Below are 26,282 nucleotides of genomic sequence, written 5' to 3'. Positions count from 1 at the left end.
TCTATTACGCTTTACGCATAAAGGAGCTTGTATAATGAAACCAGTTTTATTAGAAATTAAAAACCGTATCGCTTATGTAACAATTAATCGGCCGGAATCTTTGAATTGCTTTAATTATCCGGCCTTAAAAGAACTACAAGAAATCGTAGAGACCCTCCATATTGCTCCTGATGTCAGAGTTGTAATCTTCAAAGGGGCAGGGGAAAAGGCATTCAGTGCTGGAGCAGATCTGAAAGAGCGTAAAACTCTTAACGAATCGGAAGTACGCCGTAATGTAAAAGCCATTCGTGATGTGTTCAATAGTATTGCAGAATTACCACAACCTACAATCGCTGCAGTGAATGGCCATGCACTGGGTGGCGGTTTTGAATTGATGCTAGCTTGTGATTTCTCGATCGCAGTTACACATGCTACGTTAGGTTTGACTGAAACTAGTTGGGCAATCATTCCGGGAGCGGGAGGCACACAACGTCTGCCCCGATTAGTTGGAGTGATGAAAGCGAAAGAACTGATATTTACTGCCAAGCGCCTGACTGCAGCTGAAGCATTGGAGCTGGGTATTATATTAAAAGTAGTTGCATCAGATAATTTAATGGCATCTTGTGAAGAAGTGGCAGAAGCTATTATGAAAAATGGTCCTGTTGCAATTAAACAAGCCAAATATGCAATTAATGAAGGTTTAAATACTGATCTCCGTACAGGACTTGCAATCGAGACAAAAGCATACGAATTAGTCATCCCGACCAAAGATCGCGTTGAGGCTTTACAAGCATTTAATGAAAAGCGTGAACCGGAATTCCAAGGCACATAAGCTTGTCATCATTATTGGCCAAAGGTTATAATAGAGAGAAGGAACCGAATAATTTAATTGAAAGAGTGGTTTTTTCTATCTCTAATACAAAGTCTATGATATTTACGATTTTCGGTGATTATGTTCGCCACTATGGCAATAAAATTTGGATTGGTAGCCTGATCCAGTTGATGAAAGAATTTGGCCATAATGAACAAGCTGTACGCGTTGTTCTATCTCGAATGATGAAGCAAGGATGGTTTGAAACAGAGCGTGTAGGAAGAAAGAGTTATTATTACTTAACAAAACGTGGGGTATCTCGTATCGAGGAAGCTGCATCGCGTATTTTTAAATTAGAGCCTCATGAATGGGATGGTCAATGGCGTATGTTGATTTACAACATACCTGAAGATAAACGGCAACTCCGCGATGAATTGCGGAAAGAGCTTTTATGGAGTGGATTCGGTACCTTTACGAATGGTTGTTGGATTACGCCAAATGATTTGGCGAAAGAAGTACGCTTATTAATAGCAAAATATGAGATTGAAGATCACGCCGACTTATTTCTCTCTGAGAACAGAGGACCCAGGTCAAACCAAGAATTGGTTGCCAAAAGCTGGCCTCTTGAAGAAATTGAGAAAAAGTATGAAGAGTTTATTTCGATATACAGTCATAAATTCGTCGTGTCTACAAGTGCAATGGAAAGTGGTTTGCTATCGGATGCCCAATGTTTTGTAGAACGCACCAATTTAGTGCATGAATATCGTAAGTTTTTGTTTGTTGATCCTGGTTTGCCAAAAGAACTTCTTCCTGAGATGTGGAGCGGAACACACTCAGCTCATTTATTTGCACAATATTATAAGTTACTTGCGGAACCCGCTAATCGATTTTTCGAACATATATTTGAAAAAGATAATGATATAAGTAGAAAAGACGCTACGTACGATGCTGAAGACAACCCGATGATTATAAAATGATAGAAAAAAGCCGTGAGCATTTTATTTTACGCTCATGGCTTTTCTTAATTATAACCTATCAAGCATTCAATTCGTTCTGTAAAATCAGGTTGAAGTCTTTTCCTTTCTCAACGTACGTATCTATAGACAGCTGAATCAGTTCAAGATCTTGGTCATTCAATTGTCTAACGACTTTTCCAGGAGATCCGATCACTAAAGAGCGCGGTGGAATAACTTTTCCGGAAGGGATTAAAGTGTTTGCGCCTATAATGCACTCTTCCCCGATGTCTGCATGATCAAGAATGGTTGAACCCATACCAATAATAGAACGTTTTCGGATTCTACAGCCATGTAATACTACATTATGTCCAACAGTTACTTCGTCTTCAATTTCAACAGGTGCATTTTCATATAGATGAATTGTAGAATTATCCTGTATACTGCACCGCTTGCCAATTACAATAGCACCCTCGTCTCCTCGTAATACAGAGTTGAACCATATCGTAGATTCTTCTCCAACTGTTACGTCGCCTATTAGATAAGCGCCGGGGGCAATGAAGGCGGATTCATTAATCAAAGGACTTTTGTTATTGTAAGGTATAATCATGAACTTTCTCCTCCTATCGATGTAAATATATGATAAAGTATAACATAAAAGGGAGTGCATTGTATGAATAGGTTATGTAAGGAATTGTCTATACGATATCCAGTCATTCATGGTGGGATGGGAAATATCAGTAGCGTAAATTTGGCGGCAGCTATTTCTGAAGCTGGGGGTTTAGGCACAATAGGTTGTGGAACATCCGGATTAGATGAGGTAGAGCAAAAAATTACCGATTTGAAATCTATGACTTCACGTCCTTTTGCTGTAAATATTGCTATTAATGTAGCACCTCAAGTCGAAGAGTTACTAGCATTAGTTATTAAGCACCGAGTACCTATTGTATCGTTATCGGCTGGCAATCCGTCGCCATACATTCAAACCTTACATGATAATGAAATAAAGGTTATGGCTATCGTAGCTTCTGTAAAGCATGCATTAAAAGCGGAAGCGGCCGGAGCGGATATTATAGTGGCGGAAGGGTTTGAAGCTGCTGGTATCAACTCGCCTCTTGAATTAACTACGATGACATTGATTCCGCAAATTACTAAAAGTATTCAAATTCCTGTCGTAGCAGCAGGTGGTATTGGGGACGGAAAAGGTTTAGCTGCAGCACTTGCTTTAGGTGCTGAAGGTGTGCAGATGGGCACTCGCTTTATAGCCACTCAGGAAATGCAAGCGCACGAACTCTATAAGCAACGTCTACTAGATGCATCTGACATAGAAACGAGAATCATTGGTCGTGAAGTAGGTCGTGTGAGAAGAGTACTAACTAACGATTATGTAATGAACCTAGAAAAGCGTGTAAAAGAGGGGATGAAGCTAGAAGAGTTTAATGAAGCGACTACCGAGGTGCAGCATGTTTTAGGTGCCATAAAGGGAGATATGCAGAACGGCTATATCAATAGTGGTCAGGTCGCTGGATTAATAGGAGATATTCCAACGGTCCAAGAATTATTGGAACGTATGATGATAGAAGCGAAGGAAGCGTGTAAACGCACTGCAAATTTACTGTGAATCAATAAAGAACAGATATAAAGCACTTGCTTATAATTGTTGGATAGCAAGAGCTAGTATATCTATTGGTTATTCAAAGATAGCAAGACAAAATACCTTAGTTATTCTATTCACTTATATGATCTGCGTAGAGGGTATGGTTGTTCGATTGATCACCCCATGAAATAGAAAATAGAATCTCCAGGGAAAATCCTATAAAAACAATAATAAAAGGCTACCGCTCGGCAAAATGTTACTCGTGCCGAGTGATGCCTTTTTATTATTGTCAAATTTATGATAATAGTTTTCTTACTCTTCATCCCGACAATAATCACGAATCAATCGGGATGCTTTCGACTGGCTGATCTGGAGGTCTGATGCCACACCTCTCGTAGAACCAAACTTCTGATAGGATCTTCTGACCATGGTAGCTGTTACATTATCCAATGCCTGGTCGAGGGAATGGGAATAGGCGAGTTCAGGTATATCTTTTACTTTTTCCAAGATTACTTCGGGTAAATCTTCTAAAGTGATGACTGCATCACTTGTAATAACCAGTCGCTCTATCAAGTTTTCTAACTGTCGCACATTGCCTGGCCACGAATAATGATAGAGTACATTCAAACAATCTTCGGAAATTATTTTAGTAGAGTTGTACTTGTTGTTAAAATTATTCAGAAAGCTATAAGTTAAAGGGATAATATCTTCTTTGCGTTCATCCAACCGTGGCAGTTCGATGTCAATGACATTGAGTCGGTAGAATAGATCTTCGCGGAAAGTCTTATTTTCTACCATTTTCGGTAAGTCTTGATTTGTTGCGGCGATAATACGGATATCCACTGTCTTGCTAACGTTGCTGCCAATTGGAATAAACTTTTTGTCTTGTATGACTTGAAGAACTTTTGCCTGAAGGGGCAAAGCCAACTCGCCGATTTCATCCAAAAAAATTGTGCCGTTATCTGCTGCCTCGAACAAACCAATTTTACCGTCTTTTTTAGCACCAGTAAATGATCCTGCCGTGTAACCAAATAGCTCCGATTCTAACAGATCTCCGGGAATAGCTGCACAATTTACATTAAGGAAAGGACCATCCTTTCTTTTACTCAATTTATGCAATTGATATGCGATGACCCCTTTTCCAGTTCCCGATTGACCATGGATTAAAATAGTAGAATCTGTAGGTGCCACCTTTTCACAAAAGCGCAGTATTTTTCGCATTTTTGCGTTGTTCGTTATAATCGTACTTGCAAAAACTTCATCTGCCGAGTTTGTAAGGTTAGGTTCTTCCTTTTTGATGAGCCGTTTAAAATCTTGTATTTCGGTTGCTGTGCACACAATGTATTCAATCTCATTGTTCGAGTTCAATATAGGGAAAGCCCTAGTCAGCAATTCAGCACCAATATGAGTTTGTTGGCGTACTGAAACGGGAGTTTTCTTTTCCAGTACGAGTGGAACTACGGAAGGCGTCCAGTATCCATCGTTAAAAAAGTCATCATTATACTTACCGACAACATCATCTTTTGTCATTCCATAATGCTTTTCACAATTTCGATTTACATAGACGATCCTTATCTCTTTGTCCAATACATAGATTTCATCTGATGAATAATCCAGAATTTTAAGCAAGGATTCTAAAGATAGACTCATTTTCTCCTGTTCGTTCTCATAGGACATATTGTTACACCTTCCTACTAATTATTTTGAGTTAATTTTGAGAATATTTATATTTTACTGAGTCTCCATTGACTCAATTGTGAATCAATTGTAACAGCGTTTTATAAAAAAGACGAGAACAATCGTATTCCCATGCAAATCTCAAAAGTTGGCATGATACTTGCAATAGTATTTAGTAACGCGGCAAGGATAAGGGAATACCCTGATCGCCCCGTAACTATACCTTTTATATAAATGATAATGAGGAGGCACAATATGAACAGATCAGCCGAAGTTAGTGACATAACAATTATTGGAGGTGGACCAGTCGGCCTATTTACTGCATTTTATGCAGGACTTCGACAAATGTCTGTAAAAATTATTGAAAGCTTACCCCAACTAGGCGGTCAACTTTCTGCATTGTATCCCGAAAAATATATTTATGACATTGCAGGGTTTCCTAAAGTCAGAGCTCAGGAGCTAGTAGATAATCTAGTTGAACAAATGAATCAATTTGAGACTACTATCTGCTTAGGTGAGACGGTAATGGAAGTCTTAAAAGAACATGACGGTGTTTTCAAGTTGACTACAAATAGTGGAGTACATTATTCACGAACAATTATTATCACTGCCGGTAACGGTGCTTTTCAAGCAAGGAAGATGGAAATCGAAAGTGAAGAGAAATTCCAAAATCAAAACATTCATTACTTCGTTCAGAACATGAATCAGTTCCAAGGCAAGAAAGTGGCTTTGTTTGGTGGCGGGGATTCTGCAGTAGATTGGGCATTGATGCTTGAGCCGATTGCTGAAAAGGCTTCCATTATTCACCGGAGAGATAAGTTTCGTGCACATGAACACAGTGTAGAATTATTGAAACAATCCAAAGTGAACTGCTTGACGCCATATGTTCCAGTTGAATTGGTGGGAGACGAGAAAGTTGAAAAGGTCATCATCAAGCATTCGAAAACAGGTGAGTTGGAAGAGCTTGAAGTCGATGACGTATTGATCAATTACGGTTTCGTCTCATCGCTCGGTCCTATCAAAGACTGGAGTCTTGAAATAGATAAAAACTCCGTAGTGGTTAATTCAAAAATGGAAACAAATATTGAAGGAATATACGCGGTGGGCGATATTTGTACGTATGAAGGAAAAGTTAAGCTGATTGCATCTGGTTTTGGAGAAGCACCTGTTGCGGTGAGTAGCGCAAAAGTATTAATAGATCCGACTGCAAAAATGCAACCGCTACACAGTACGAGCGTTATGGGTGAAGCGGAAGAAGTGCCAAAGAAAGCGAAGGTTGGAGTCAACTGATTAATTTTTAGATAGGAGGCTAGGAAATGGCGCAATATACAATGGTGGAGCGAAGTACATGTATTGCTTGCGGGGCATGTAATCCTGTTGCTCCCGAACTATTTGACTACACAGCCGATGGATTTGCTTTTGCTTTATTGGATGACAATGAAGGAGTTACGGAAGTTCCTGAAGATCTGATTGAGGATTTGGAAGACGCATTTGAAGGTTGTCCAACCAACTCTATCAAAATGGCAGATACTCCGTTCTCTTGTCAGAAAATTAAAGCTAGTTGATAAAATAATTGATAAATTGAAAAATACAACTCTGAAGGAGAATGAAAAATGGCTTATAATAAAGTACAGAACGCAACGAATAGAACTTTTGAAAGAACGATGCCTTACAACCTATTTACGGATCCAGAGGTATTGAAAAGAGAAAGAGAATTGATTTTCGCAAAGAGTTGGCAATTAGTCGGCCATGTTAGCCAAGTTGAGAAAAAAGGTGCATTTTTTACTGCTGAGGTTGGCGATGACCCACTTATCATTATTCGTGGAACAGATGAAGTTCTACGCGCGTTTTATAATGTTTGTCCTCACAGAGCGACGAAGCTGGAGAAAAGTGATTCGGGCAAAAAGAAAATTCTACAATGCTCGTATCATGGCTGGACATTCAAAACGGATGGCGCTTTAAACAAAGCACCGAACTTCCGTAGTGAAGAAGATGCTGCTTGCGTTCAAGATGCGTGCTTGCGTTCCGTCAGAATGGAAGTAATCGAATCTTTAATTTTTGTTAACTTGGATGACAACGCAAAGCCATTGGCTGAATCATATGGCGATTTCTTCGATCGTCTAGGTAAATTTGAATTCTTGAAGAATCTACAATTTACTCACAGGAAGTCCCGTCATATTAAAGCGAATTGGAAAGCATTTATTGAAAATTATCTCGAGTGTGATCATTGTCACGTAGCACACCCAAGTTTTATTGACACATTGGACATGGATGATTATCAAATCATTACGTGTGAGAACTATTCAATACAAGGTTCTATGGTGAAGCCTGATAAGCAATATGGAGAAGTAAATCTAGATGAAGCAGAAATGCAAGGTGGCTCATTCTTCTGGTTATGGCCGAACTTGATGTTGACAATTTATCCGGGACCTGCAAATATGGCAACTATTCAATTAGTTCCGATCGATGAAGAAAATACTGAAATCGTTTACACATACTACTTCAGCGAAGACAGCTTGGAAAAATTGACTCAGGAAGAAAAAGACTTGATGACGTTCGCGGAGCAAGTTCGCTTTGAAGATATCGAATTGGTTGAATTAGAGCAACTCGGCTTCAAATCACGTGCATTCGAGAAAGGTCGCTACTCACAATCTGAACAAGCAATTGTACAATTCCATGAAATGGTTCTGGAGGCGCTCAATGAATAAATTACTTGATAGAACAACTAATAAACACTTAATGATTAATGGGGAATATGTAGAAGCACCAAGCTACGCTCCATTATATTCTCCATACTCCAATGAAAAAATTGCTGACATTGCTATGGCGGATCAAGCATTGACGGAACAAGCAATTGAAGCTGCGTATAATGCCAGAAAAGTTATTGGTAACATGCCAGCATTTCAACGTGCTGAAATATTGGAAAACGTTGCAAGCATACTAGCAGAGAGAACGGAAGAAGCAGCGACAGTCATTTCAAGTGAATCTGCGAAGCCCATCATGTTTGCTAGAGCGGAAGTTTTAAGAACAATTGAGACATATAAATTCGCCGCGGAAGAAGCAAAACGTATCCATGGAGAAACGATTCCATTTGATGCTGCTTCAGGCGGTGTCGGACGCATCGGTTATACATTGCGTGAACCGATTGGCGTAATCGCAGCCATTACGCCATTTAACTTCCCAATGAATTTAGTGGCGCATAAAGTTGGCCCGGCAATTGCTGCAGGGAACCCGATCGTTTTGAAACCGGCTTCCCAAACACCTTTATCTGCTTTATTCATTGCGGAAGTATTTAAAGACGCTGGTCTTCCACCGGGCGTGCTAAATGTCATCACAGGACCGGGCGGTGTGATCGGCGACGTTCTTGTCTTAGATGAACGTGTTAAAATGGTTACGTTTACTGGAAGTCCAAGTGTCGGAATCGGAATCAGCAATAAAGCTGGATTGAAGAAGACAACATTGGAATTAGGATCCAACTCTGCGTTGATTATAGATAAGGACATCGAAATTGACTCTATTATCGATCGCTGTATTATGGGAGCCTTCTCGAATCAAGGTCAAGTGTGTATCTCAACACAACGAATTTACGTTCACGAAGATCTTTACGAAGAATTCACAACTAAATTTGCTGCTGCTGCTAAACAATTGAAGTTAGGTGATCCGTTTGCGGAAGATACGTATATCTCATCGTTGATTTCAAAGAAAGAATTGGAGCGCACACTTAGCTGGATTGAAGAAACAAAGAATTATGATGCAGAAATTCTTGCAGGTGGCCATGCGCAAAACGGTGTCCTGGAACCTACAATCATTGCAAATGCAGATCATGCGCTAAAAGTTTCTTGCCAGGAAGTGTTTGCACCAATTGTCGTGGTAAATAAAGTAGATTCCGTGCAAACAGCTGTTGAGTTAGTCAATGACTCTCGTTTCGGTTTACAAGCGGGAATCTATACAAATAATGTGCAGCATGCTCTGTATGTTTCGAAAAACTTGGAAGTCGGCGGCGTGATTATTAATGACGTACCTACTTACCGTGTAGACCAAATGCCATACGGCGGTGTAAAAGAGAGCGGAACAGGACGCGAAGGCTTGAAATATGCCATTGAAGAAATGACAGAAATGAAACTCGTAGTCTGGAATCAAGGATGAAAGTGGTGGATCCGAAATTGAAAACGTATAAAATTGCAGTTATTGCAGGAGATGGTATCGGTCCCGAAGTTATTGACGAAGGGATTAAGGTATTAAAGAAAACTGCCGAACTAGACGGCGGCTTCGCATTTGATTTCACTTATTTCCCTTGGGGTTGTGAATATTACACGCAACAAGGACGAATGATGGCTGAAGATGGAATTGAACAACTGAAGGAGTTTGACGCGATCTATTTAGGAGCTGTCGGATTCCCGGGTGTTCCGGATCATATCTCGTTATGGGATCTCTTGTTGATCATCCGTAAAAGTTTCGATCAGTATGTCAATATACGTCCTGTGACGTTGCTAGCGGGGGCACATACTCCACTGCAGAATATCGAACGCAAAGATATTGATATGCTGTTCATTCGTGAAAATACAGAAGGTGAATATTCGGGAGCTGGAGATTGGCTGTTTAAAGGTCAGGAGCATGAAGTGGTTCTGCAGAACGGTGTATTCTCCCGCAAAGGTACAGAAAGAATTATTCGCTATGCTTTTGAAACTGCTAAAAAACAAGGCCGTAGCCTGACAAGTATCAGTAAAGCGAATGCATTAAACTATTCGATGGTCTTCTGGGATCAAGTATTCGAAGAAGTAAGTGCAGAATACCCGGAAGTCCAAACTGCATCTTATTTAGTGGATGCTGCTGCGATGCTAATGATCACAGATCCAAAACGTTTTGAAGTAGTAGTTACTTCGAATTTGTTTGGTGATATTTTAACCGATGTCGGCGCAGCAATCGCAGGCGGAATCGGCCTGGCTGCAGGTGCAAACATTAATCCGGAGGGTACATTCCCTTCCATGTTTGAACCTGTACATGGGTCGGCTCCCGATATTGCAGGCAAAGGAATCGGTAATCCTTTAGCTACCATCTGGTCTGCGAGTCAAATGCTCGATCACTTCGGTTACGAACAATACGGTAAAATGGTTGTAGATGCTATCGAGCAATTATTGGTCGACGATGAAGTGCTCACGCCTGATATGAAGGGCAGTGCTTCTACTTCTGAAGTGGGAGACCGGATTGTAGATATCATAGGGAATTTGCAGTCAGTTAAAGCTTAAATTCGATTTAATCGGTGTTATGCAAATAACACCGATTAAAATTTAACAAATGCCCGCTCGTTTGGCTGTGTGTGGGGATACTCGACACATCCACACAAGTGGGTCTTTGAAATAGGAGCGGTAATATGAGAGATAAAAAAACAGTGTTTTATTCTTCATTGGCTGTTAGCTTAGTTTTAATAAGTATCGGTATTTTTGCGCCGAAGCAGCTAGAAAACTTCTCAAATTCCTCACTTAGTTTCATCTATAATAATCTAGGTTGGTTCATTTTGGGAAGCGTTTTCATTTTCTTCGTTTTTTGTATTTATATCGGGATGTCCAAATTCGGTCATATCCGGTTGGGAGATGATGATGATCGGCCGGAATATAAGACGGCCACTTGGATCGGTATGCTATTTAGTGCTTCTATAGGAATCAGCCTGGTCTTCTGGGGAGTTGCAGAACCGGTTTCCTACTACATAGACCCTCCGTTTGGAACGGGTTATTCGGAAGAATCTGCAAAAACGGCAATGCAATTCGTTTTCCTGCATTGGGGTGTTTCGGCATGGGCCTGCTATGCGTTGGTCGGTGTATCATTAGCATTTTTCCAGTACCGGAAAAAACTACCCGCTTCTTTAAGTTCCGTCTTTTATCCGTTGGTCGGCGATAAAATTCGAGGAACTTTCGGCAAAACTATCGACGTCATCGTCATCCTATCCATCGTCATTGGGATTGCGACTTCGCTCGGCTTCGGAACATTACAAGTCAATAGCGGCATGAATTATCTCTGGGACGTGCCGATCGGTATTTCCACACAAGCGATCATCATCATAGTCGTTAGCATTATTTACGTGGCATCGACAGTTTCCGGTCTTCAAGGGGCGATGAAGCATCTATCCAACTTGAATATGTTACTGGCGTTCGTTTTATTAGGGTTGGTGCTTCTCTTTGGTCCGACACAGATGATTATGAAAATCTTCTTCCAAGGAATAGGTGATTATGCGCAGAACTTCATCAGCATGTCATTCCGTACGGATCCATATGGGGATGGTTCGTGGATTTCAAGTTGGACGTTGTTCTATTTCGGCTGGTGGATCGCATGGGCTCCGTTAGTCGGCAGCTTTGTAGGCAGGATTTCAAAAGGCAGAACGATAAAGGAATTTATGTTCGGTGCGATTTTCATCCCAGTATTGGGATCTTTCATTTGGTTTTCGGCCATGGGTGGCTCAGCGATTACGTTCATCCAGAATGCAGGCGCGACTGCACTTGCAACTGCGGTGGAATCAGATGTTACTTCAGCACTGTTTAAGTTTTTTGAATACTTACCAATGACAGTATTTTTGAGTATTTTAGCTATGGTGCTAGTCATTGTTTTCTTTATCACTTCCGCAAACTCAGCAGTATTTGTACTAGGTATGATCAGTGAAAGTGGGAATCCGAATCCATCACATCTGACGAAGATCGTATGGGGAGTGATCATCGCAGCTATCTCTATCGTGTTGATCATGACAGGTGGCTTAGCAGGGCTGCAATCTGCACTCGTTGCCACAGCCATTCCAATCGCAGTCATGATGCTCTTCATGTGCTACTCAACATTTATTGGGTTAAAAGAAGAGGCTGCAATCATTTCTGGGGAAAAAGCGAAGGAGAAGGCGGAACCTTCTGAACCGGGGAAACCGGAACTTTCTAAACCAGTAAAGTCCGGTCTTTCTAAACCGATAAAGCCGGTAGAGACGAAGAAAGAACCAGCACTTTTGGCAGACGTGGAAGGGACACGGGAAGAGGAAATGGTAGTCACGAGTAAATAATTTCTCTAAAAAACAATGGGTGAGCCATAAATGTTGTAAGCAGTAACATCGATTGATAAAGTAAGAGATTAAATGAAAAGGGCTGTTCCGGGTATTCAATACAAGGAACAGCCCTACTTCTGTTGCTTGGGGATCAAGGATAGTTATCGGACATAGCAGCGGTTATTACTGCATTGTCTCTGGTCTTCATCATCTTATCAATGATGGCTTCGTTTATAAAATAGGTGTGTCAGTATGTAAAAAGATGGAATCCATATTTATGAAGGGATACCTTATGACGAACTGGAAGAACAGATGGTGGAGATCACAATTGAAAAAGGGACAAGGTATAAAAAGACGACTACTGTCATTGAGAAAGAAAACTTGATTTAGACGTGCGGTTTTCAGTTTTAAGAATGTAAAAGGCAACTTCCCTTTCAGAGGAAGCTGCCTATTTTTCATGCGTAAATATGAAATATATATTCTTGTCCGTTCTTGACAGGATCTTGTGCAAATTTGTAACCGTGAGCAATTGCTTCTTCGGGTACGTTGCGGAAAGAGCCGGGGCAATCGGTGATGACTTGCAGCAACTCGCCTTTATTCATACCTTCGAGTGTTTCTAATGTGTAAATAACAGGGTAGGGACAAGATTCACCGCGAAGGTCGAGTGTGAAGTCCGCTTCTAATTTAGCTTGCATGTACCTTCATTCCTCTCTTAATTGCTAATTTCTGATGGTAGCGTTTTTCTCCATACACTGTTAATGCATATAGCCCGCCAAGCATGAGGAGTGTGATGGAAATTGCTCCAATGGGTCCAAGTGTATCAAGTAGATTGATTTTCGCACCATTCTTAACTAATACATTATAAACACCGAGGTGATCCCATGCGTAGGCAAGGAACGTAGCACCGATAATATTGCCCAAAAATACCGGCAAAAATAATAATTGACCTTCCATCAAGCGATACATCATACCTGTTTCACAGCCTGATGCCATAACAATACCAAGTCCGAATAATGCGCCGCCGACAAACGTGCTAAGTGCCGCAATTTGTGTGATCGGTGTTACATCATAAATAGAAATGACAATGATCGTCAAAATAGAACTGACGGACATTCCGAGAATAATCGCTTTTGCCATGACACTGCGTCCAACGAGAAATAAATCACGGAATGCAGAAGTAAAACAAATTTGTCCGCGTTCGATTAGAATACCGAATGCGAGACCAAACAGCGCGCCTAAACCAAGCAGTTTTTGTCCTGACGCAAAGAAGTATATAATGAGTCCGATATAAAGTACGGCGATCCCTCCGCCGACGTACGGTTGGATAATACGTTTGTTAAGTCGTGTAGGCTTTGTACTCCCTCGAATCAACGAAGGCTTACCTTTCCACCAGTGTGTTTTTGTTAGTTTAGCACCGAAAAATGTACCTATACCTGTCGCCACAATGAAGATCCAAGAATGGAAAGAAAATTGCGGAACGCCTGTGAAGAAAGCAGCCAAGTTACAACCGAGTGCCAAACGAGCACCAAATCCTGCGATGATTCCACCAATTAACCCCTGTACATAACGTCGCTTTTGCTGTGGAAGACGGATCTTGAAGCTATTACTAAGCAACACCATAATGAGCGCGCCTACAAACATCCCCCAGACAATCCAGCCATCTGGCCTATTCCACGTTTCTCCTTGTAGATGTACCATATCAAAGTATTGCCAGTCTGAAATATCTACCCCGAATAACAATAAAATATCGCCACCAAGCCGAGTAAATTCACCGGTAACTGCCCAAACAGTTGATGTTAAACCGAAATATAGTGCACTCAGAATACCCGCCATCAATAAAACGAGATAGGGATTCCAATAGCGTTGAAAAATAGATTGTATGCTTGATTTCATATGATAGCCCCTTAAAAAGTTCTTTTTCTAGTGTAAACCTAAATGATGAGAAATCAAGTGCAATATAAATAAAGTTCATACAAAAACTCGGCATACTAGACATCGGGTATTCGATTAAAAGTCATGATGTGTAGAATATGTACTTCACTTTAAGTAAATAGAAATAAAGGTTATTAACAGATTAATTTGATATATATGTTAAGTTGACAATTTTAAAACAAGGTTATAGTCTGTAACGTAGGTTCTTTTGAGGTAGGGCATAACAAGAAATTGAATGTGTCTGGAATGATGAAATCTACTATAGTACGGGAACTTTTTTCTTTATTACGTTCCGATACTTGAACTAACAATCACTAGATTATAACAGGTAAAGAGGGCTTTAGAAATAGAATGGAGTGGAAGTATAATAGAAGAGTATTGGCAGTTCATACGTAGAAAGATTGATTGGCCGGTGTTTGTATGTAGTGGAGGGGTATTGTTGGCGTTTGTATTGTTTTCACTTTTTGAAGTGGAAGCGGTAAATGCATTTGTAAATAAGGGATTTGAATTATCTATTCGCTATTTCGGGGCATATTGGCAATTCCTAATGATTGCGACATTTGTAGTCGGAGCAGTTTTAGCCATATCAAAGTACGGAAAAGTACGTTTAGGAGATTCCCCAAAACCTGAAATGAGTTATTTTAAGTGGGTGGCCGTTATTTTGACTACCGGACTTGGAGCAGGTGGAGTTTTTTGGGCAGCAGCAGAGCCTATGTATTACTTTTTAGACGTTCCTCCGATGCATAAAGGAATCAAAGAAGGAACAGAAGAAGCAATTGGACCTGCGCTTGCCCAAAGTTATATGTCGTGGGGGTTTACTGCATGGTCAGTGTATGGAGCGATCAGTGCGATCATCCTCATTTATGCGCATAAACATAAAGGAATGCCTTTGAAACCACGCACTCTTCTTTACCCTATTTTGAAAGAAAAAATCCTGACAAGTAAATGGGGCACCGCAGCAGATGTGTTTTGTATAATCGGGGCAGCAGCGGGAACAATTGGTCCGATCGGCTTTCTAGGTTTACAAGTCAGCTATGGACTCAGTTCTATTTTCGGAATCACCGATCAATTTACTATACAGCTCGCAGTCATCGCTATTTTGACTGGAGTTGTTCTGATATCTACACTTACGGGCATCAATAGAGGGATACAATTTTTAAGTAAGCTGAATGTCAATATGGTAGCTGTGATTGCTGTATTTCTATTGTTGTTCGGGCCGGGATTATTCATCGTCAATTCCTTCCTGACCTCTTATGGAACATACGTCAGTGAATTTATTACTATCAGTACGTTTCGCGGAGACAATGCGTGGCTTGGTTCATGGATGTTATTTTTCTTCGGTTGGTTTATCGGATTTGGACCGTTAGTGGCGCTATTCGTAGCCAGGATCTCTAATGGAAGGAAGATCAGAGAGATATTTGTTGTAGTAGCCATTATTGCACCAGTTGTAGCCAATCTTTGGTTCACAATCCTCGGAGGTAGCGGTATATTCTATGAGCTGAAAAATGCGGGGTCAGTGAGTGAACCGTTAACTGAAGGCGGCTTGCCTAGTGCAATTATTGCAATAGCAGAGCAGATGCCGCTTGGAACTATCATGCCATCCGTTTTCTTGATACTGACCACTTTGTTTGTGGTAACTACGGTGGATTCAATGTCTTACTCGATATCCATGGCCGTAACAGGTGTGGGCAATCCACCAAAATCAGTTCGTGTATTTTGGGTTATGATCATGGCGACAATTGCTACGATACTTATAAAAATTGGCGGGGGAGGAATTGGGGCCTTACAATCCTTTGTAGTCATCGCAGCTGTACCGGTATCCATTCTATTACTTCCTGTTATCTGGTATGCTCCCAAGGTAGCCAAAGAGCTAGCGGTCGAGCAAGGAATAGTCAAAAAGTAAATACTATATGTACTAAACTGGATTTCGATGAATGAATAAATGAGCCCCTCATTTCTTGCTTGCCGTTCAAGGGCAAGCAGGCAATGAGGGGCATTGCTATTTAATTGGAAATCATTCATTGATAATTATAAGTAATTCCTCTATATTCTTCCTTTCCTCAGCTTTAGGAATATGTGCAGGATAACCAATCATCAATGTCCCAACAATTTTTTCATCAGGTGCTACATCGATTGCGTTTTTAAATACTGGATCATGCGTCCAATCATTGGTACGCCAGATCATACCAATACCGCGTTCCCATGCGGCGAGCTGGAAGTTTTGAATCATTGCGGAAATTGCAGCATAGTCTTCATCCCAGCGTTTTTTACGGGAGTCTTCCGGCATGATGGCAACTAAGTGAAGGGGAATGTCGCGGAAATATGCTGCTTTGTTCTTAGCTTTATCTGGTAAGGCACCGTCTTGTTCTTGTGAAGCCAGAAACGCTTCCACGAATTTTTCCTTGCCAGCGCCTGTGTATAGCTGAAAACGCCAAGGTTGAGTCAATTTATGGTTAGGTGCCCACTTCGCAACATTCAATAATTCAATCACTTCATCTATATCAACCGGATCTGATGTAAACTTCTTAATAGAGCGTCTGCTCATGATTGATTTTTCTACATCGTTTTTTCCTTCGTAGCCCATAATGTAAAACTCCTTTACTTAAATAGAATCACTCTAAATGAAAACTATTATCAACTACTATCGTATCATAAAAAAACCCGAAAGAGCAAAGAATGCTCTTTCGGTTTACTGATCGTCTTATTTCAAGTAATAAATAGGGGAGCCAGGTCCAAGATCAATTCCTAGCAACATCCAAATAATTAACGTGGCGCTCCAGAATAGTAAGAAGAACATGGAATAAGGGAACATAACGGAAACGAGCGTTCCAATCCCCATTTTCTTATCGTACTTCTGCGCAAACGCAATAATGATCGCAAAATAGGTCATGAGTGGTGAAATAATATTAGTTGAAGAATCTGCCACACGATATGCCATTTGCGTCAGTTCAGGGGAATAGCCGAGCTGCATCATAATCGGTACGAAGACTGGTGCCATCATGGCCCATTTTGCAGATGCGCTACCGATGAACAAGTTGATGAACGCCGCAATTAGGATGAACATCAGTAACAATGGAATTCCCGTTAAATTAATGCTGTCAAGGAAGTTTGCACCGTAAACACCTAACACTAAGCCCATGTTTGACTCTGAGAAAAAGGCAACAAACTGACTTGCCGTGAATGACAAGACGATAAACATTCCCATTGCAGACATCGTCGTGGACATCATAGCGGCTACGTCTTTGTCAGTACGAATCAGTTTCGTTACTCTACCGTAGACAAGACCCGGCACAAAGAACAGGAATGCAATAATCGGCACGAGCGATTTCATGAATGGTGATTTGATGATTGGCATATCCGCTTCATCCCCACGCAATGGAGCGCCCGGGAATACGACAAGAAGGGCAACTAATGCTCCTGCAACAACGACAGAAACACCTGCTAAAATCAACCCTTTCTTTTCAAGACGAGTCAGCTTTTCAACTTTCTCACGGAATTCACCGTTATATTCGCCAAGACGTGGTTCTACGATTTTTTCTGTGACCCACGCACCAACGATAGTCAGAACGATAACAGAAAATGCGATGAAGTAGTAGTTCATGGCAATATTCATACCTTCTGCGTATTCAGGATTGATGATTGCTGCTGACATGATTGTCAATTCGCCAAGTAATGCATCGGTACCAGAAAGTAACAAGTTTGCACTGAATCCACCGGAAACCCCGGCAAAGGCAGCTGCTAGACCCGCAAGAGGGTGTCTACCAAGTGCTGCAAACAATACCGCACCTAGTGGCGGTAAGACAACATAGCCTGCGTCAGACGCTACACTCGACATAACGCCTGCAAACACTAATCCAAGCGTAATCATTCGTTTTGGAACAGACATTACAAAGCCGCGAAGTAAAGCACTGATTAACCCTGAACCTTCCGCAACGCCAATACCAAGCATCGTGATGAGTACGACACCAAGCGGAGCGAAACCGATAAAGTTATCGGTCATATTCGTAATGATGTAATGAATACCTTCACTACTCAGTAAATTATTTACTTCAATCATTTCGCCTTCTTTACCCGGATGTTCAGCACTTACGCCGAAGTAAGAGACAACTGCTGAGATGACGATTACCAATAAAGCCAAAACAGCAAATAATGTAACCGGATGCGGCAATCGGTTACCAGTTTTCTCGATCATATCCAAAAACTTCTGGAAAAATCCTTTTTTCTGTTGATCCATGATAATTTCCTCCCACTTAAAAAACACTATTCAATCTATCACGAAAGGTATAAATTTTTTAGACAGTATCAAGTATATAGAAGAACTCTGTTGAGTGAAATGCTTTATTGAAATAATTAAATTGGAAGATAGTTGCGACTCTTGCGAGGAGGTTGAATAGTCTAAAATAAAAAGAAGCCTACCGAATAATAGGCAGGCAGGGGCTGATTAATTATTATAACTTTACATAGAATACATTTAACGTTGATTAAAATCCTTTGGCAGCAAGTAAAATGACTGCGAAATTGCCTCTCTTATAAACTGTGAGAACAATTTATTTTGGTCGCCTTTCCTTGAATCCACGCTTAAAAACCTCTTGTACATTATTGATTGTGACATATGCATCTTCGTCTACTTTCTCTAAAATACGTCGCAATTGAACAATTTCCGTCTGGTTAATAATAATATATAAAATTGCTTGTCTCTCGAGCGTATAGCCGCCGCGTCCATCGAGAATCGTGACACCTCTGCCCATTGTAGTGAGCAATTCTTGGCGAATGTCTTCTTGGTGTTTCGAAATAATCATCACGGCTTTACGATCATCTGCACCGTCGACGATTTTATCGATCACTTTTGCACCCACGTAGACAGCAACGAGTGTGAACATTGCTTTTTCTTTACCGATAACAAAAGCTGACAATAAAATGACGGAAATATCAATGACTAGCATCGCTTTCCCAACGCTCCATCCGAGCCACTGCTGAAGCATCCGTGCCACTGTTGTCGCACCTCCGGAAGTACCGCCAACACGAAAGATCATTCCGAGACCACCACCAACAAATAAACCGGCAAACAACGCAGCCAGTAATGTGTCACTGCCTAACTGTTCTCCCCAATTTTTCGTAAGCTCAAGGAAAACGGACGAGAAAATGATGGTGATAACCGTATAGATTATCGTCCGTTTACTGAAGAATTTGTACCCGATTGCAACGAGTGCTAAGTTAATTATGAAACTGACGAGTCCAGGAGACCATTCGAATAAATAGTATGTAATGATAGTAATCCCAATAACGCCACCTTCAGATAGCATATTCGGAATCGCAAAATAGTTAATTCCAAGTGCAAATATAAAGGATCCCAAGAGTAAAGCGGCGTAATCTACTAGTTTTCGTTGCATGCAATCCTCTCTTTCCGAAAAAAGCGACATACTATAGTATGGCGCTTCAAATGACTTCTTTATATTTTTTAGTCCACATCAATGAAAATTCCTTTAATAACCGGTATATCTTCATCGTTTTTCCCTACATACGTACCGTAAACGGAAACTTCAGAGCCTTCCAAAATATCCATACGTTCTCCAAGTCGAATATCTTTCACATATACGATTTTATCCGAGGATTCATCAGCGTTGCTTTGCACAGTTAATGTTCCTTCGATAACAGCCGTCACAATTCCAAGAAACTTTACTTTGGAATTGACAGGTACTTGGTCATCAGCAAACGCAATGTATTTATGCTCTATTGTATCTGCTTTTAGCCCTTTTTCTACTTCGTCGCCTGCTTGTTCTTTCGGTACTGTCTCTTCGACTGGTTCTGTTGATTCAATCGGACCTTTCGGTTCCTCATTGCTACAAGCTGCTAGTACAGCAGTAGTTATCATTATTGCGAATAGCTTTTTCAAGTAAATCGCCTCCAATAGTAATCATAAGGAACTTTTGCAAAAAAGAAAACCTTTGTCTTTGATTGTAGTCAGAAATAGGATAGCGGGAATAGACTACATCAAAATGGTAAATACAGTGGAAAGGATGGGGGAGTGAACAAGCTATTCACGAAATCTTCCTTGGCGTTGGTAATGTTAGTAGGGATTTGGGGTGTCAGTTGGCCAATTTACAAACTATCTATTGTGTATGCACCACCACTAGTATTCTCGGGAATGCGTGCATTGCTTGGCGGTTGTTTGATTGCATTGCTAATTATAAAACTACGTGACAGGTTGCAATGGCGTCAACATTGGCGGAAGTATTGTATATCGGCTCTTTTCAATACCGTCCTGTTTTTTGGATTACATACAATTGGACTGCACTATTTGCCGGGCGGGTTATTCTCTGTACTTGTATATTTCCAGCCTGTTCTTCTTGGTCTATTTGCCTGGATGTGGTTGGGTGAAAGTATGACGGCAATTAAAGTAACCGGCCTGTTGATTGGATTCATCGGAATAGTTGTAGTTAGTGTTGAACATTTCAGTAACCAGATTTCGTTGCTCGGCGTGATACTAGGTGTATTGACCGCTTTCTTTTGGGCAATTGGGGTTGCCTATGTGAAAAAAGTAAGTGAGGAAATTGATGCGTACTGGATGGTGGCGATGCAATTTACTATAGGGGGTGTCGTGCTGCTAATAGTCAGTGCCATTACAGAGAGCTGGTCTGCAATAGAGTGGCATCCTATGTATATTTTCGGCCTCGGATTCGGTGCAACGATGGGTATCCCGGTTGCGTACATCATTTATTATTCACTCATTCGTGCGGGAGAGGCAAGTAAGGTGGCTGTTTTTACCTTTTTAGTTCCCGTAATTTCTGTGTTGATCAGTACAGTATTTGTCAGAGAGCCAATGACGCATACGTTGTGGGTAGGCTTGTTGCTTGTCGTTGTCAGTATCTGCTTCGTCAATTACCGCAAGAAGGTTCCCGTTACACTGATGGATATAAGTGAAAAAGGATAATGAATAGATTTGATACTATTTTCAACCATTCGATATATTACTATAATAAATGGCTATCTAACTGTACCCGTACCGTTTAATTCCAAAACTGTACATTGGTTTTTGGGTTGCTATAATACGTGTACAATTACTTATTTTATTAGGAGTAGAAACTTATGAATATAAAATTAATGTGGCGTCAATTCTATCAATCGGAAGCGGCCAGAATGGTGTTTATTGCAATCGTGACAGCCTTTACCGGTGAATTGAAAGTGATGCCGTTTGACGGAGAAATATTTCGTTTTGCGCTTGGCGGTATTTTATTCTTTTTACTGATTCTGATCTATCCACCTGTTTCTATTTTGCGTACGGGATTTGTTACGGCAGTTACCGTAGTTGTATTTCGCGTAACGAAAGAGCTATGGCTGGGTGCTGCTTTACTTGAAAGTTTACAGATGCATGTACCGGTCTTTTTGTTTTACTTTATCATCGCGGTCGGCTGGCACTTTGTTGGACTTGAAAAGTATAAATCTTTCCCACTTCGACTGGGTGCGTTGGCCTTCTTATTTGAAGTAATTAGCAACACGTCTGAGCATGCACTGCGTAACTGGTGGCTGCATAGTTCACTACTTAATAGTAAAGAATGGGGAATACTCGTAGGCGTCGCGTTATTACGTAGTTTCTTCACAGTGGGGTTATATAGTTCCGTGGCATTATCAAAAGAGAAGCAGCGTGTAGAAGAGATGCTCGGAGTAGGTTCGGAACTATATGCGGAAGCGTTGTATTTGCAAAAATCCATGAATCATATAGAACAAATCACCGCGTCAAGTCATGACTTATACCGCAAGCTCAAAAAAGAGAATCAAAAGGAGCTTAGCAGCCAGGCGTTACACATCGCGCAGGAGATCCACGAAGTGAAAAAAGATTCCCAGCGTATTTTAGCAGGATTGTCAAAGTGGACAACTCGGCAACAGATAGAGGCATTTTACTTATCTGATTTACTCGACATGGTCGTCACTGCGAATGAAAAATATAGTGAAATGATTGGTAAGGAATGTGTATTGGAAACTACAATTCACGAGGATTTCCAAACGGGTCAGCACGTACCTTTACTTGCCGTGTTAAACAATTTGACAGCGAATGCGGTAGAAGCGATTGAAGAGAAAGGCCATATATTCATTACAATTGACAATGATGAGGAATGGGTGTGTTTTAGTGTACGCGATACAGGAAAAGGGATTCCTATTGAGCATGAAGACGTAATTTTTGAACCGGGTTATACAACGAAATTTACGGATCAAGGAACGGCAGCAACAGGTATCGGGTTATCGCATGTTTCCACTATTATTGACGCGATGCAAGGTACGATTGTTGTAGAACGTTTAGATAAAGGTCTGATCGTAACCGTGAAAATCCCTATGGAATCCATCATGAAGGAGATAGAGACATGAGATATTTTATCGTAGATGATGACAAAGCAAGCCGTGTGATGCTGAAAAATATCTTGACTGAGGCGGAAGGGATGGTAATTGGAGAGGCGGATAGCGGAGTAAAAGCTATTCCTCAAATCTTATCCTTGGCTCCAGACGTTGTATTGATTGATTTATTAATGCCGGAACTTGACGGAATTGAAACGATTCAACAATTGAAAACAGAAGGCTACAGCGGCCAATTCATTATGTTGAGCCAAGTCGTCAATAAAGAAATGGTTGGAGAAGCTTATCAAGTCGGGGTAGAGTTCTTCATACATAAACCTATCAATCAAATAGAAGTCCAAAGTATAGTGCGACGTACAGCAGAACAGCTCCGCCTGAAAAACTCCTTACTAACGATTCGGGAATCATTGGCGCAATTCGCTTCCGTCGAGCAGCCAAAAGTACAGCAACCGGTAAAAGATATTGTACTGAAAAAGTTACACGATATGGGAATCTACAGTGACAGCGCGAGCCGCGATATCATAGCGATCATGGAAGTCTTGACTGAACAACGAGCTATTCAGCTACCGCCCTTAAAAGGATTATATGAAGATGCCCTAACTAAACTAGGTGTACCTGATCAAGACATCCAAAAGGAAAGTAAGGCAATGGAACAAAGAATTCGTCGGGCGATCCTTACTGCAATGGAACACTTAGCATCACTTGGCGCAGTGGATTATACAATCGATGAATTTGAATACTATGCACCGCGCTTTTTTGATTTCCAAGAGATTAGTCTGCGAATGAAACAGATTCAAGAAGAAACTTTCGATAATAAGCCCATCAAAGTGAACAGTAAAAAGTTTTTGCATGTTTTATATATGGAGACGGTAGATAAACGAAAATAGTTTTTGTAGGATGCCGTAGAATTATGTAGGACCCCCGTAAGATATGAATAAGTTACTGAAAGAAAGCGTTTTCAGTGAACATTAAAGGGGGATTATCGATGAGAAAGATATTTAAATTGTCTTTAGCTTACCAAATATTGATTGGATTGGTTTTAGGTATTGCAGTCGGTGCAATCTTCTACGGTAATCCTAGCGTAGAAAGATATTTACAACCAATCGGTACGATGTTCATCAATATGATTAAAATGATCGTAGTACCTATTATTATTTCAACGTTGGTAATTGGAGTAGCAGGTACAGGTGATATTAAGAAATTAGGAAAACTTGGCGGTAAAACGCTTTTATATTTTGAAATTGTTACAACGATTGCGATTATTGTTGGTCTAATGTCAGCTAATATTTTCAAACCGGGTGAGGGCATTGATATGTCTTCTCTTGAAAAAGGTGACATTTCGCAGTATGTTCAAACAACGGAAGAAGTGCAGAGTGGCGGCTTCATGGATGTGTTGGTTGGCATCGTACCAAGTAATATCGTAGACTCGATGGCGAATGGTGATATGTTGCCAATCATTTTCTTCTCTGTATTATTTGGATTAGGTGTAGCGGCAATCGGAGAGCGCGGCAAACCGGTACTGGATGTTTTCCAAGGGGTCGCAGACGCGATGTTCTGGGTAACGAATATGATTATGAAATTTGCGCCATTTGGTGTATTCGCGTTAATTGGTGTAACCGTATCCAAATTCGGTTTGGAATCACTCATTCCGATGGGTAAATTAATGGTTCTTGTATATGCAACGATGATATTCTTCATCATCGTCGTGTTAGGTGGAATCGCGAAGATAGTCGGCGTGAACATCTTCCACCTCATGAAAATCCTAAAGGACGAGTTAATCCTAGCGTTTTCTACGTCCAGTTCGGAAACGGTGTTACCGAAAGTGATGGAGAAAATGCAAAAGTTCGGTTGTCCAAAAGATATCGTATCTTTCGTGGTGCCGACCGGCTATTCGTTTAATCTAGACGGATCTACACTTTATCAGGCATTGGCTGCAATGTTTATTGCACAAATGTATGGAATTCAGTTGAGTATTACGGAACAAATCACATTGGTTTTGGTGTTAATGATTACGTCTAAAGGAATTGCGGGCGTACCTGGCGTTTCTTTCGTCGTGTTACTTGCAACGCTTGGAACAATAGGCATTCCGCTTGAAGGATTGGCGTTCATCGCGGGTATCGACCGTTTGCTAGATATGGCACGTACAGTAGTTAACGTAGTCGGAAACGCACTTGCAACAGTTGTATTGTCGAAGTGGGAAGGTCGCTTTGGCGAAGAAGCTGAGAAGGTAGAACGCGAACCACAATTTGTCTTTGCAGAAGAGAAATTAGTTTAATCGAAGGCTGTCCTCGTGAGTGAGGGCAGTTTTTTTGTGGTATTGATGATGTCGGACAAGCATTATGACGGCATTCAATTGTAGGAATGCTTGATTTGTTATATGATTAACAGTATGGAATAACAAGAGTGCGGTTTTTACTAAGGAGGAAATGAAGTAATGAGCAATCAGCAAAATGATTTTACGAAATGGTATATCGACACAATCCAGAAAGCGGATTTAATGGATTATACACCAGTGCGCGGATGTATCGCGTTTAAACCGGACGGCTATGAAATCTGGGAGCATATTCAAGATGAAATGAATCGTCGTTTTAAAGAAACGGGTCACCGTAATGCATATTTTCCCATGCTAATTCCGGAGTCGTTTTTTGAAAAAGAAAAAGATCACATCGAAGGATTCTCTCCAGAATTGCCCTGGGTAACAGAAGCCGCGGGCGAGAAATTGGAAGAACGTTTAGCGCTACGTCCGACGTCTGAAACGATGATTGGTCATTTGTATTCCGACTGGATCAAGAGCTATCGTGATCTTCCTGTATTGATCAACCAGTGGGCAAACGTATTCCGCTGGGAGAAAAAGACGTTACCATTCATTCGGACATCAGAATTTTTATGGCAAGAAGGACATACTGCACACGTAGATGAAGAAGAAGCGCGCCATGAGACGATGCAAATGTTGGAAATCTACAAAGAAGTTGTAGAAGACCTACTTGCAATTCCTGTATATGACGGTCAGAAAACACCATCGGAGCGTTTTGCGGGTGCTATTGATACATTCTCGATTGAAGCGATGATGAAAGATGGTAAAGCAGTACAAGCCGGAACTTCACATTACCTCGGAACAAAGTTTGCGGAAGCATTTGATATCAAATACTTAACAAAAGAAAATAAGCATCAGTTCGTGCATACGACATCGTGGGGGACATCCACACGCTTGATCGGTTCTGTTATCATGGTACATGGTGACGAGCAAGGTCTTGTATTACCTCCGCGCATTGCACCGACACAAGTCGTGCTGATCCCAGTGGGTCCTTGGAAGAAGAATCCTGCCATCATGGAAAAGCTGGACGAAATCTACGCTGAATTGAAATCTAAAGGCATTCGTGTTCGTTTAGACGATTCTGATCAGTCTCCAGGTTTCAAGTTTAATGAGTATGAATTAAAGGGTGTTCCAGTACGTCTAGAACTAGGACCACGTGATCTTGATAACAATCAAGCATTAATGAAAGCGCGTGACGGCGGCGAGAAAGTAGCAGTTGACCTGACTGAAGCTGTAGCGAGCATCGAGCAAGAACTACAGACGATGCAGAAGCGATTGCTTGAAAATGCTCTTACGTTCCGTGACGAACATTCCCATACGAACATCGATACGCTGGATGAGTTGCAGAAGCATATTGAAGATAGTGCGACAAACGAAGTAACTCCAGGCTGGATCCTTGCAGGCTGGTGTGGAGATGACGCATGTGAAGAACATGTCAAAGATGAAACGAAGTTTACAACACGTAATATTCCATTCAACCCACCAGCAGAGAAATCCACATGTATTAATTGTGGAAATGAGTCGAAGCATACGGTTTGGTTTGCAAGAGCTTACTAATAAAGAAATTAAAAGCTGTCCCACGAAGTTTTGTGGGACAGCTTTTTTAGTGATTTAAAGTACAAATACTGTAGAGAGTGAAGTGGTGTTGTGTTGGGGAT

At 41.0% G+C, this 26,282-nt stretch carries 23 protein-coding genes; 15 read left to right on the top strand and 8 right to left on the bottom strand.

All coding sequences use genetic code 11. The features are described 5' to 3' along the window. The first annotated feature begins 34 nt into the window (after positions 1-34). A complete protein-coding gene (locus CSV67_RS13080) occupies positions 35-811 on the top strand; it encodes an enoyl-CoA hydratase-related protein (RefSeq protein WP_099632036.1) in 777 nt (258 codons plus the stop codon). A 95-nt stretch (positions 812-906) separates the two neighbouring features. After that, entirely contained in the window at positions 907-1,767 is an 861-nt protein-coding gene (paaX, locus tag CSV67_RS13075; protein ID WP_099632067.1) for a phenylacetic acid degradation operon negative regulatory protein PaaX, read from the top strand. Positions 1,768-1,825: 58 nt separating this feature from the next. Here paaX and CSV67_RS13070 read toward each other — a convergent pair whose 3' ends face one another. Further along, entirely contained in the window at positions 1,826-2,353 is a 528-nt protein-coding gene (locus CSV67_RS13070) for a gamma carbonic anhydrase family protein (RefSeq protein WP_099632035.1), read from the bottom strand. A gap of 63 nt (positions 2,354-2,416) precedes the next feature. Here CSV67_RS13070 and CSV67_RS13065 point away from each other — a divergent pair, with 63 nt between their 5' ends. Further along, positions 2,417-3,364, top strand: coding sequence for an NAD(P)H-dependent flavin oxidoreductase (locus CSV67_RS13065; RefSeq protein ID WP_099632034.1), 948 nt, complete (start codon positions 2,417-2,419; stop codon positions 3,362-3,364). Between the two features lie 288 nt (positions 3,365-3,652). Here CSV67_RS13065 and CSV67_RS13060 read toward each other — a convergent pair whose 3' ends face one another. Then, positions 3,653-5,017 (bottom strand): sigma-54 interaction domain-containing protein, encoded by a 1,365-nt coding sequence (locus CSV67_RS13060; protein WP_099632033.1) that lies wholly within the window; start codon positions 5,015-5,017, stop codon positions 3,653-3,655. 255 nt (positions 5,018-5,272) lie between these two features. Here CSV67_RS13060 and CSV67_RS13055 point away from each other — a divergent pair, with 255 nt between their 5' ends. The 6 genes from CSV67_RS13055 to CSV67_RS13030 all read left to right on the top strand — a co-directional run bounded on the left by CSV67_RS13055 (position 5,273) and on the right by CSV67_RS13030 (position 12,050). Then, on the top strand, positions 5,273-6,307 hold the full coding sequence (locus CSV67_RS13055; protein ID WP_099632032.1) for an NAD(P)/FAD-dependent oxidoreductase: 1,035 nt from the start codon (positions 5,273-5,275) through the stop codon (positions 6,305-6,307). 26 nt (positions 6,308-6,333) lie between these two features. Further along, positions 6,334-6,582 (top strand): ferredoxin, encoded by a 249-nt coding sequence (locus CSV67_RS13050; RefSeq protein ID WP_099632031.1) that lies wholly within the window; start codon positions 6,334-6,336, stop codon positions 6,580-6,582. 48 nt (positions 6,583-6,630) lie between these two features. Beyond that, complete coding sequence (locus tag CSV67_RS13045) at positions 6,631-7,725, top strand: aromatic ring-hydroxylating oxygenase subunit alpha (RefSeq protein WP_099632030.1); 1,095 nt, start codon at positions 6,631-6,633, stop codon at positions 7,723-7,725. Continuing rightward, the gene (locus CSV67_RS13040) at positions 7,718-9,163 is read left to right on the top strand and encodes an aldehyde dehydrogenase family protein (protein ID WP_099632029.1); all 1,446 of its coding nucleotides are present in this window, start codon (positions 7,718-7,720) and stop codon (positions 9,161-9,163) included. Before CSV67_RS13045 ends, CSV67_RS13040 begins: the two co-directional genes overlap by 8 nt. A gap of 17 nt (positions 9,164-9,180) precedes the next feature. Continuing rightward, on the top strand, positions 9,181-10,263 hold the full coding sequence (locus tag CSV67_RS13035) for a tartrate dehydrogenase (RefSeq protein ID WP_099632066.1): 1,083 nt from the start codon (positions 9,181-9,183) through the stop codon (positions 10,261-10,263). Between the two features lie 125 nt (positions 10,264-10,388). After that, positions 10,389-12,050, top strand: coding sequence for a BCCT family transporter (locus tag CSV67_RS13030; protein ID WP_099632028.1), 1,662 nt, complete (start codon positions 10,389-10,391; stop codon positions 12,048-12,050). Positions 12,051-12,487: 437 nt separating this feature from the next. Here CSV67_RS13030 and yedF read toward each other — a convergent pair whose 3' ends face one another. Together yedF and yedE are read right to left on the bottom strand one after the other, a co-directional pair. Then, positions 12,488-12,727 (bottom strand): sulfurtransferase-like selenium metabolism protein YedF, encoded by a 240-nt coding sequence (gene yedF, locus CSV67_RS13025; protein ID WP_099627815.1) that lies wholly within the window; start codon positions 12,725-12,727, stop codon positions 12,488-12,490. After that, positions 12,717-13,925 (bottom strand): selenium metabolism membrane protein YedE/FdhT, encoded by a 1,209-nt coding sequence (yedE, locus tag CSV67_RS13020; RefSeq protein WP_099632027.1) that lies wholly within the window; start codon positions 13,923-13,925, stop codon positions 12,717-12,719. The genes yedF and yedE overlap by 11 nt, the downstream gene beginning before the upstream one ends. Before the next feature lie 427 nt (positions 13,926-14,352). On the opposite strand from yedE, the gene CSV67_RS13015 reads away from it, so the two are divergent. After that, positions 14,353-15,867, top strand: a complete 1,515-nt coding sequence (locus CSV67_RS13015; RefSeq protein ID WP_233192619.1) for a BCCT family transporter — start codon at positions 14,353-14,355, stop codon at positions 15,865-15,867. A gap of 111 nt (positions 15,868-15,978) precedes the next feature. Here the strand turns inward: CSV67_RS13015 and CSV67_RS13010 are convergent, their stop codons facing one another. From CSV67_RS13010 to CSV67_RS12995, 4 genes are all read right to left on the bottom strand, one after another. Continuing rightward, the gene (locus CSV67_RS13010) at positions 15,979-16,548 is read right to left on the bottom strand and encodes a nitroreductase family protein (RefSeq protein WP_099632025.1); all 570 of its coding nucleotides are present in this window, start codon (positions 16,546-16,548) and stop codon (positions 15,979-15,981) included. Positions 16,549-16,665: 117 nt separating this feature from the next. Beyond that, positions 16,666-18,198: an AbgT family transporter gene (locus CSV67_RS13005; RefSeq protein WP_099632024.1), complete on the bottom strand. Its 1,533-nt coding sequence runs from the start codon at positions 18,196-18,198 to the stop codon at positions 16,666-16,668. Between the two features lie 313 nt (positions 18,199-18,511). Then, a complete protein-coding gene (locus tag CSV67_RS13000) occupies positions 18,512-19,354 on the bottom strand; it encodes a YitT family protein (protein WP_099632023.1) in 843 nt (280 codons plus the stop codon). Between the two features lie 68 nt (positions 19,355-19,422). Beyond that, on the bottom strand, positions 19,423-19,857 hold the full coding sequence (locus CSV67_RS12995; RefSeq protein WP_099632022.1) for a hypothetical protein: 435 nt from the start codon (positions 19,855-19,857) through the stop codon (positions 19,423-19,425). A gap of 132 nt (positions 19,858-19,989) precedes the next feature. On the opposite strand from CSV67_RS12995, the gene CSV67_RS12990 reads away from it, so the two are divergent. The 5 genes from CSV67_RS12990 to proS all read left to right on the top strand — a co-directional run bounded on the left by CSV67_RS12990 (position 19,990) and on the right by proS (position 26,181). Further along, positions 19,990-20,895, top strand: a complete 906-nt coding sequence (locus CSV67_RS12990; protein ID WP_099632021.1) for a DMT family transporter — start codon at positions 19,990-19,992, stop codon at positions 20,893-20,895. A gap of 155 nt (positions 20,896-21,050) precedes the next feature. Beyond that, the gene (locus CSV67_RS12985; RefSeq protein WP_099632020.1) at positions 21,051-22,325 is read left to right on the top strand and encodes a sensor histidine kinase; all 1,275 of its coding nucleotides are present in this window, start codon (positions 21,051-21,053) and stop codon (positions 22,323-22,325) included. Beyond that, a complete protein-coding gene (locus CSV67_RS12980; RefSeq protein WP_099632019.1) occupies positions 22,322-23,197 on the top strand; it encodes a response regulator in 876 nt (291 codons plus the stop codon). Before CSV67_RS12985 ends, CSV67_RS12980 begins: the two co-directional genes overlap by 4 nt. A 98-nt stretch (positions 23,198-23,295) precedes the next feature. Next, entirely contained in the window at positions 23,296-24,585 is a 1,290-nt protein-coding gene (locus tag CSV67_RS12975) for a cation:dicarboxylate symporter family transporter (RefSeq protein ID WP_099632018.1), read from the top strand. Between the two features lie 159 nt (positions 24,586-24,744). Beyond that, positions 24,745-26,181, top strand: a complete 1,437-nt coding sequence (proS, locus tag CSV67_RS12970) for a proline--tRNA ligase (RefSeq protein ID WP_099632017.1) — start codon at positions 24,745-24,747, stop codon at positions 26,179-26,181. Positions 26,182-26,282 lie beyond the last annotated feature (101 nt).

This window comes from Sporosarcina sp. P2 (assembly GCF_002743255.1).
Lineage (GTDB): Bacteria > Bacillota > Bacilli > Bacillales_A > Planococcaceae > Sporosarcina.
This window is presented reverse-complemented; position numbering and strand designations above follow the sequence as displayed.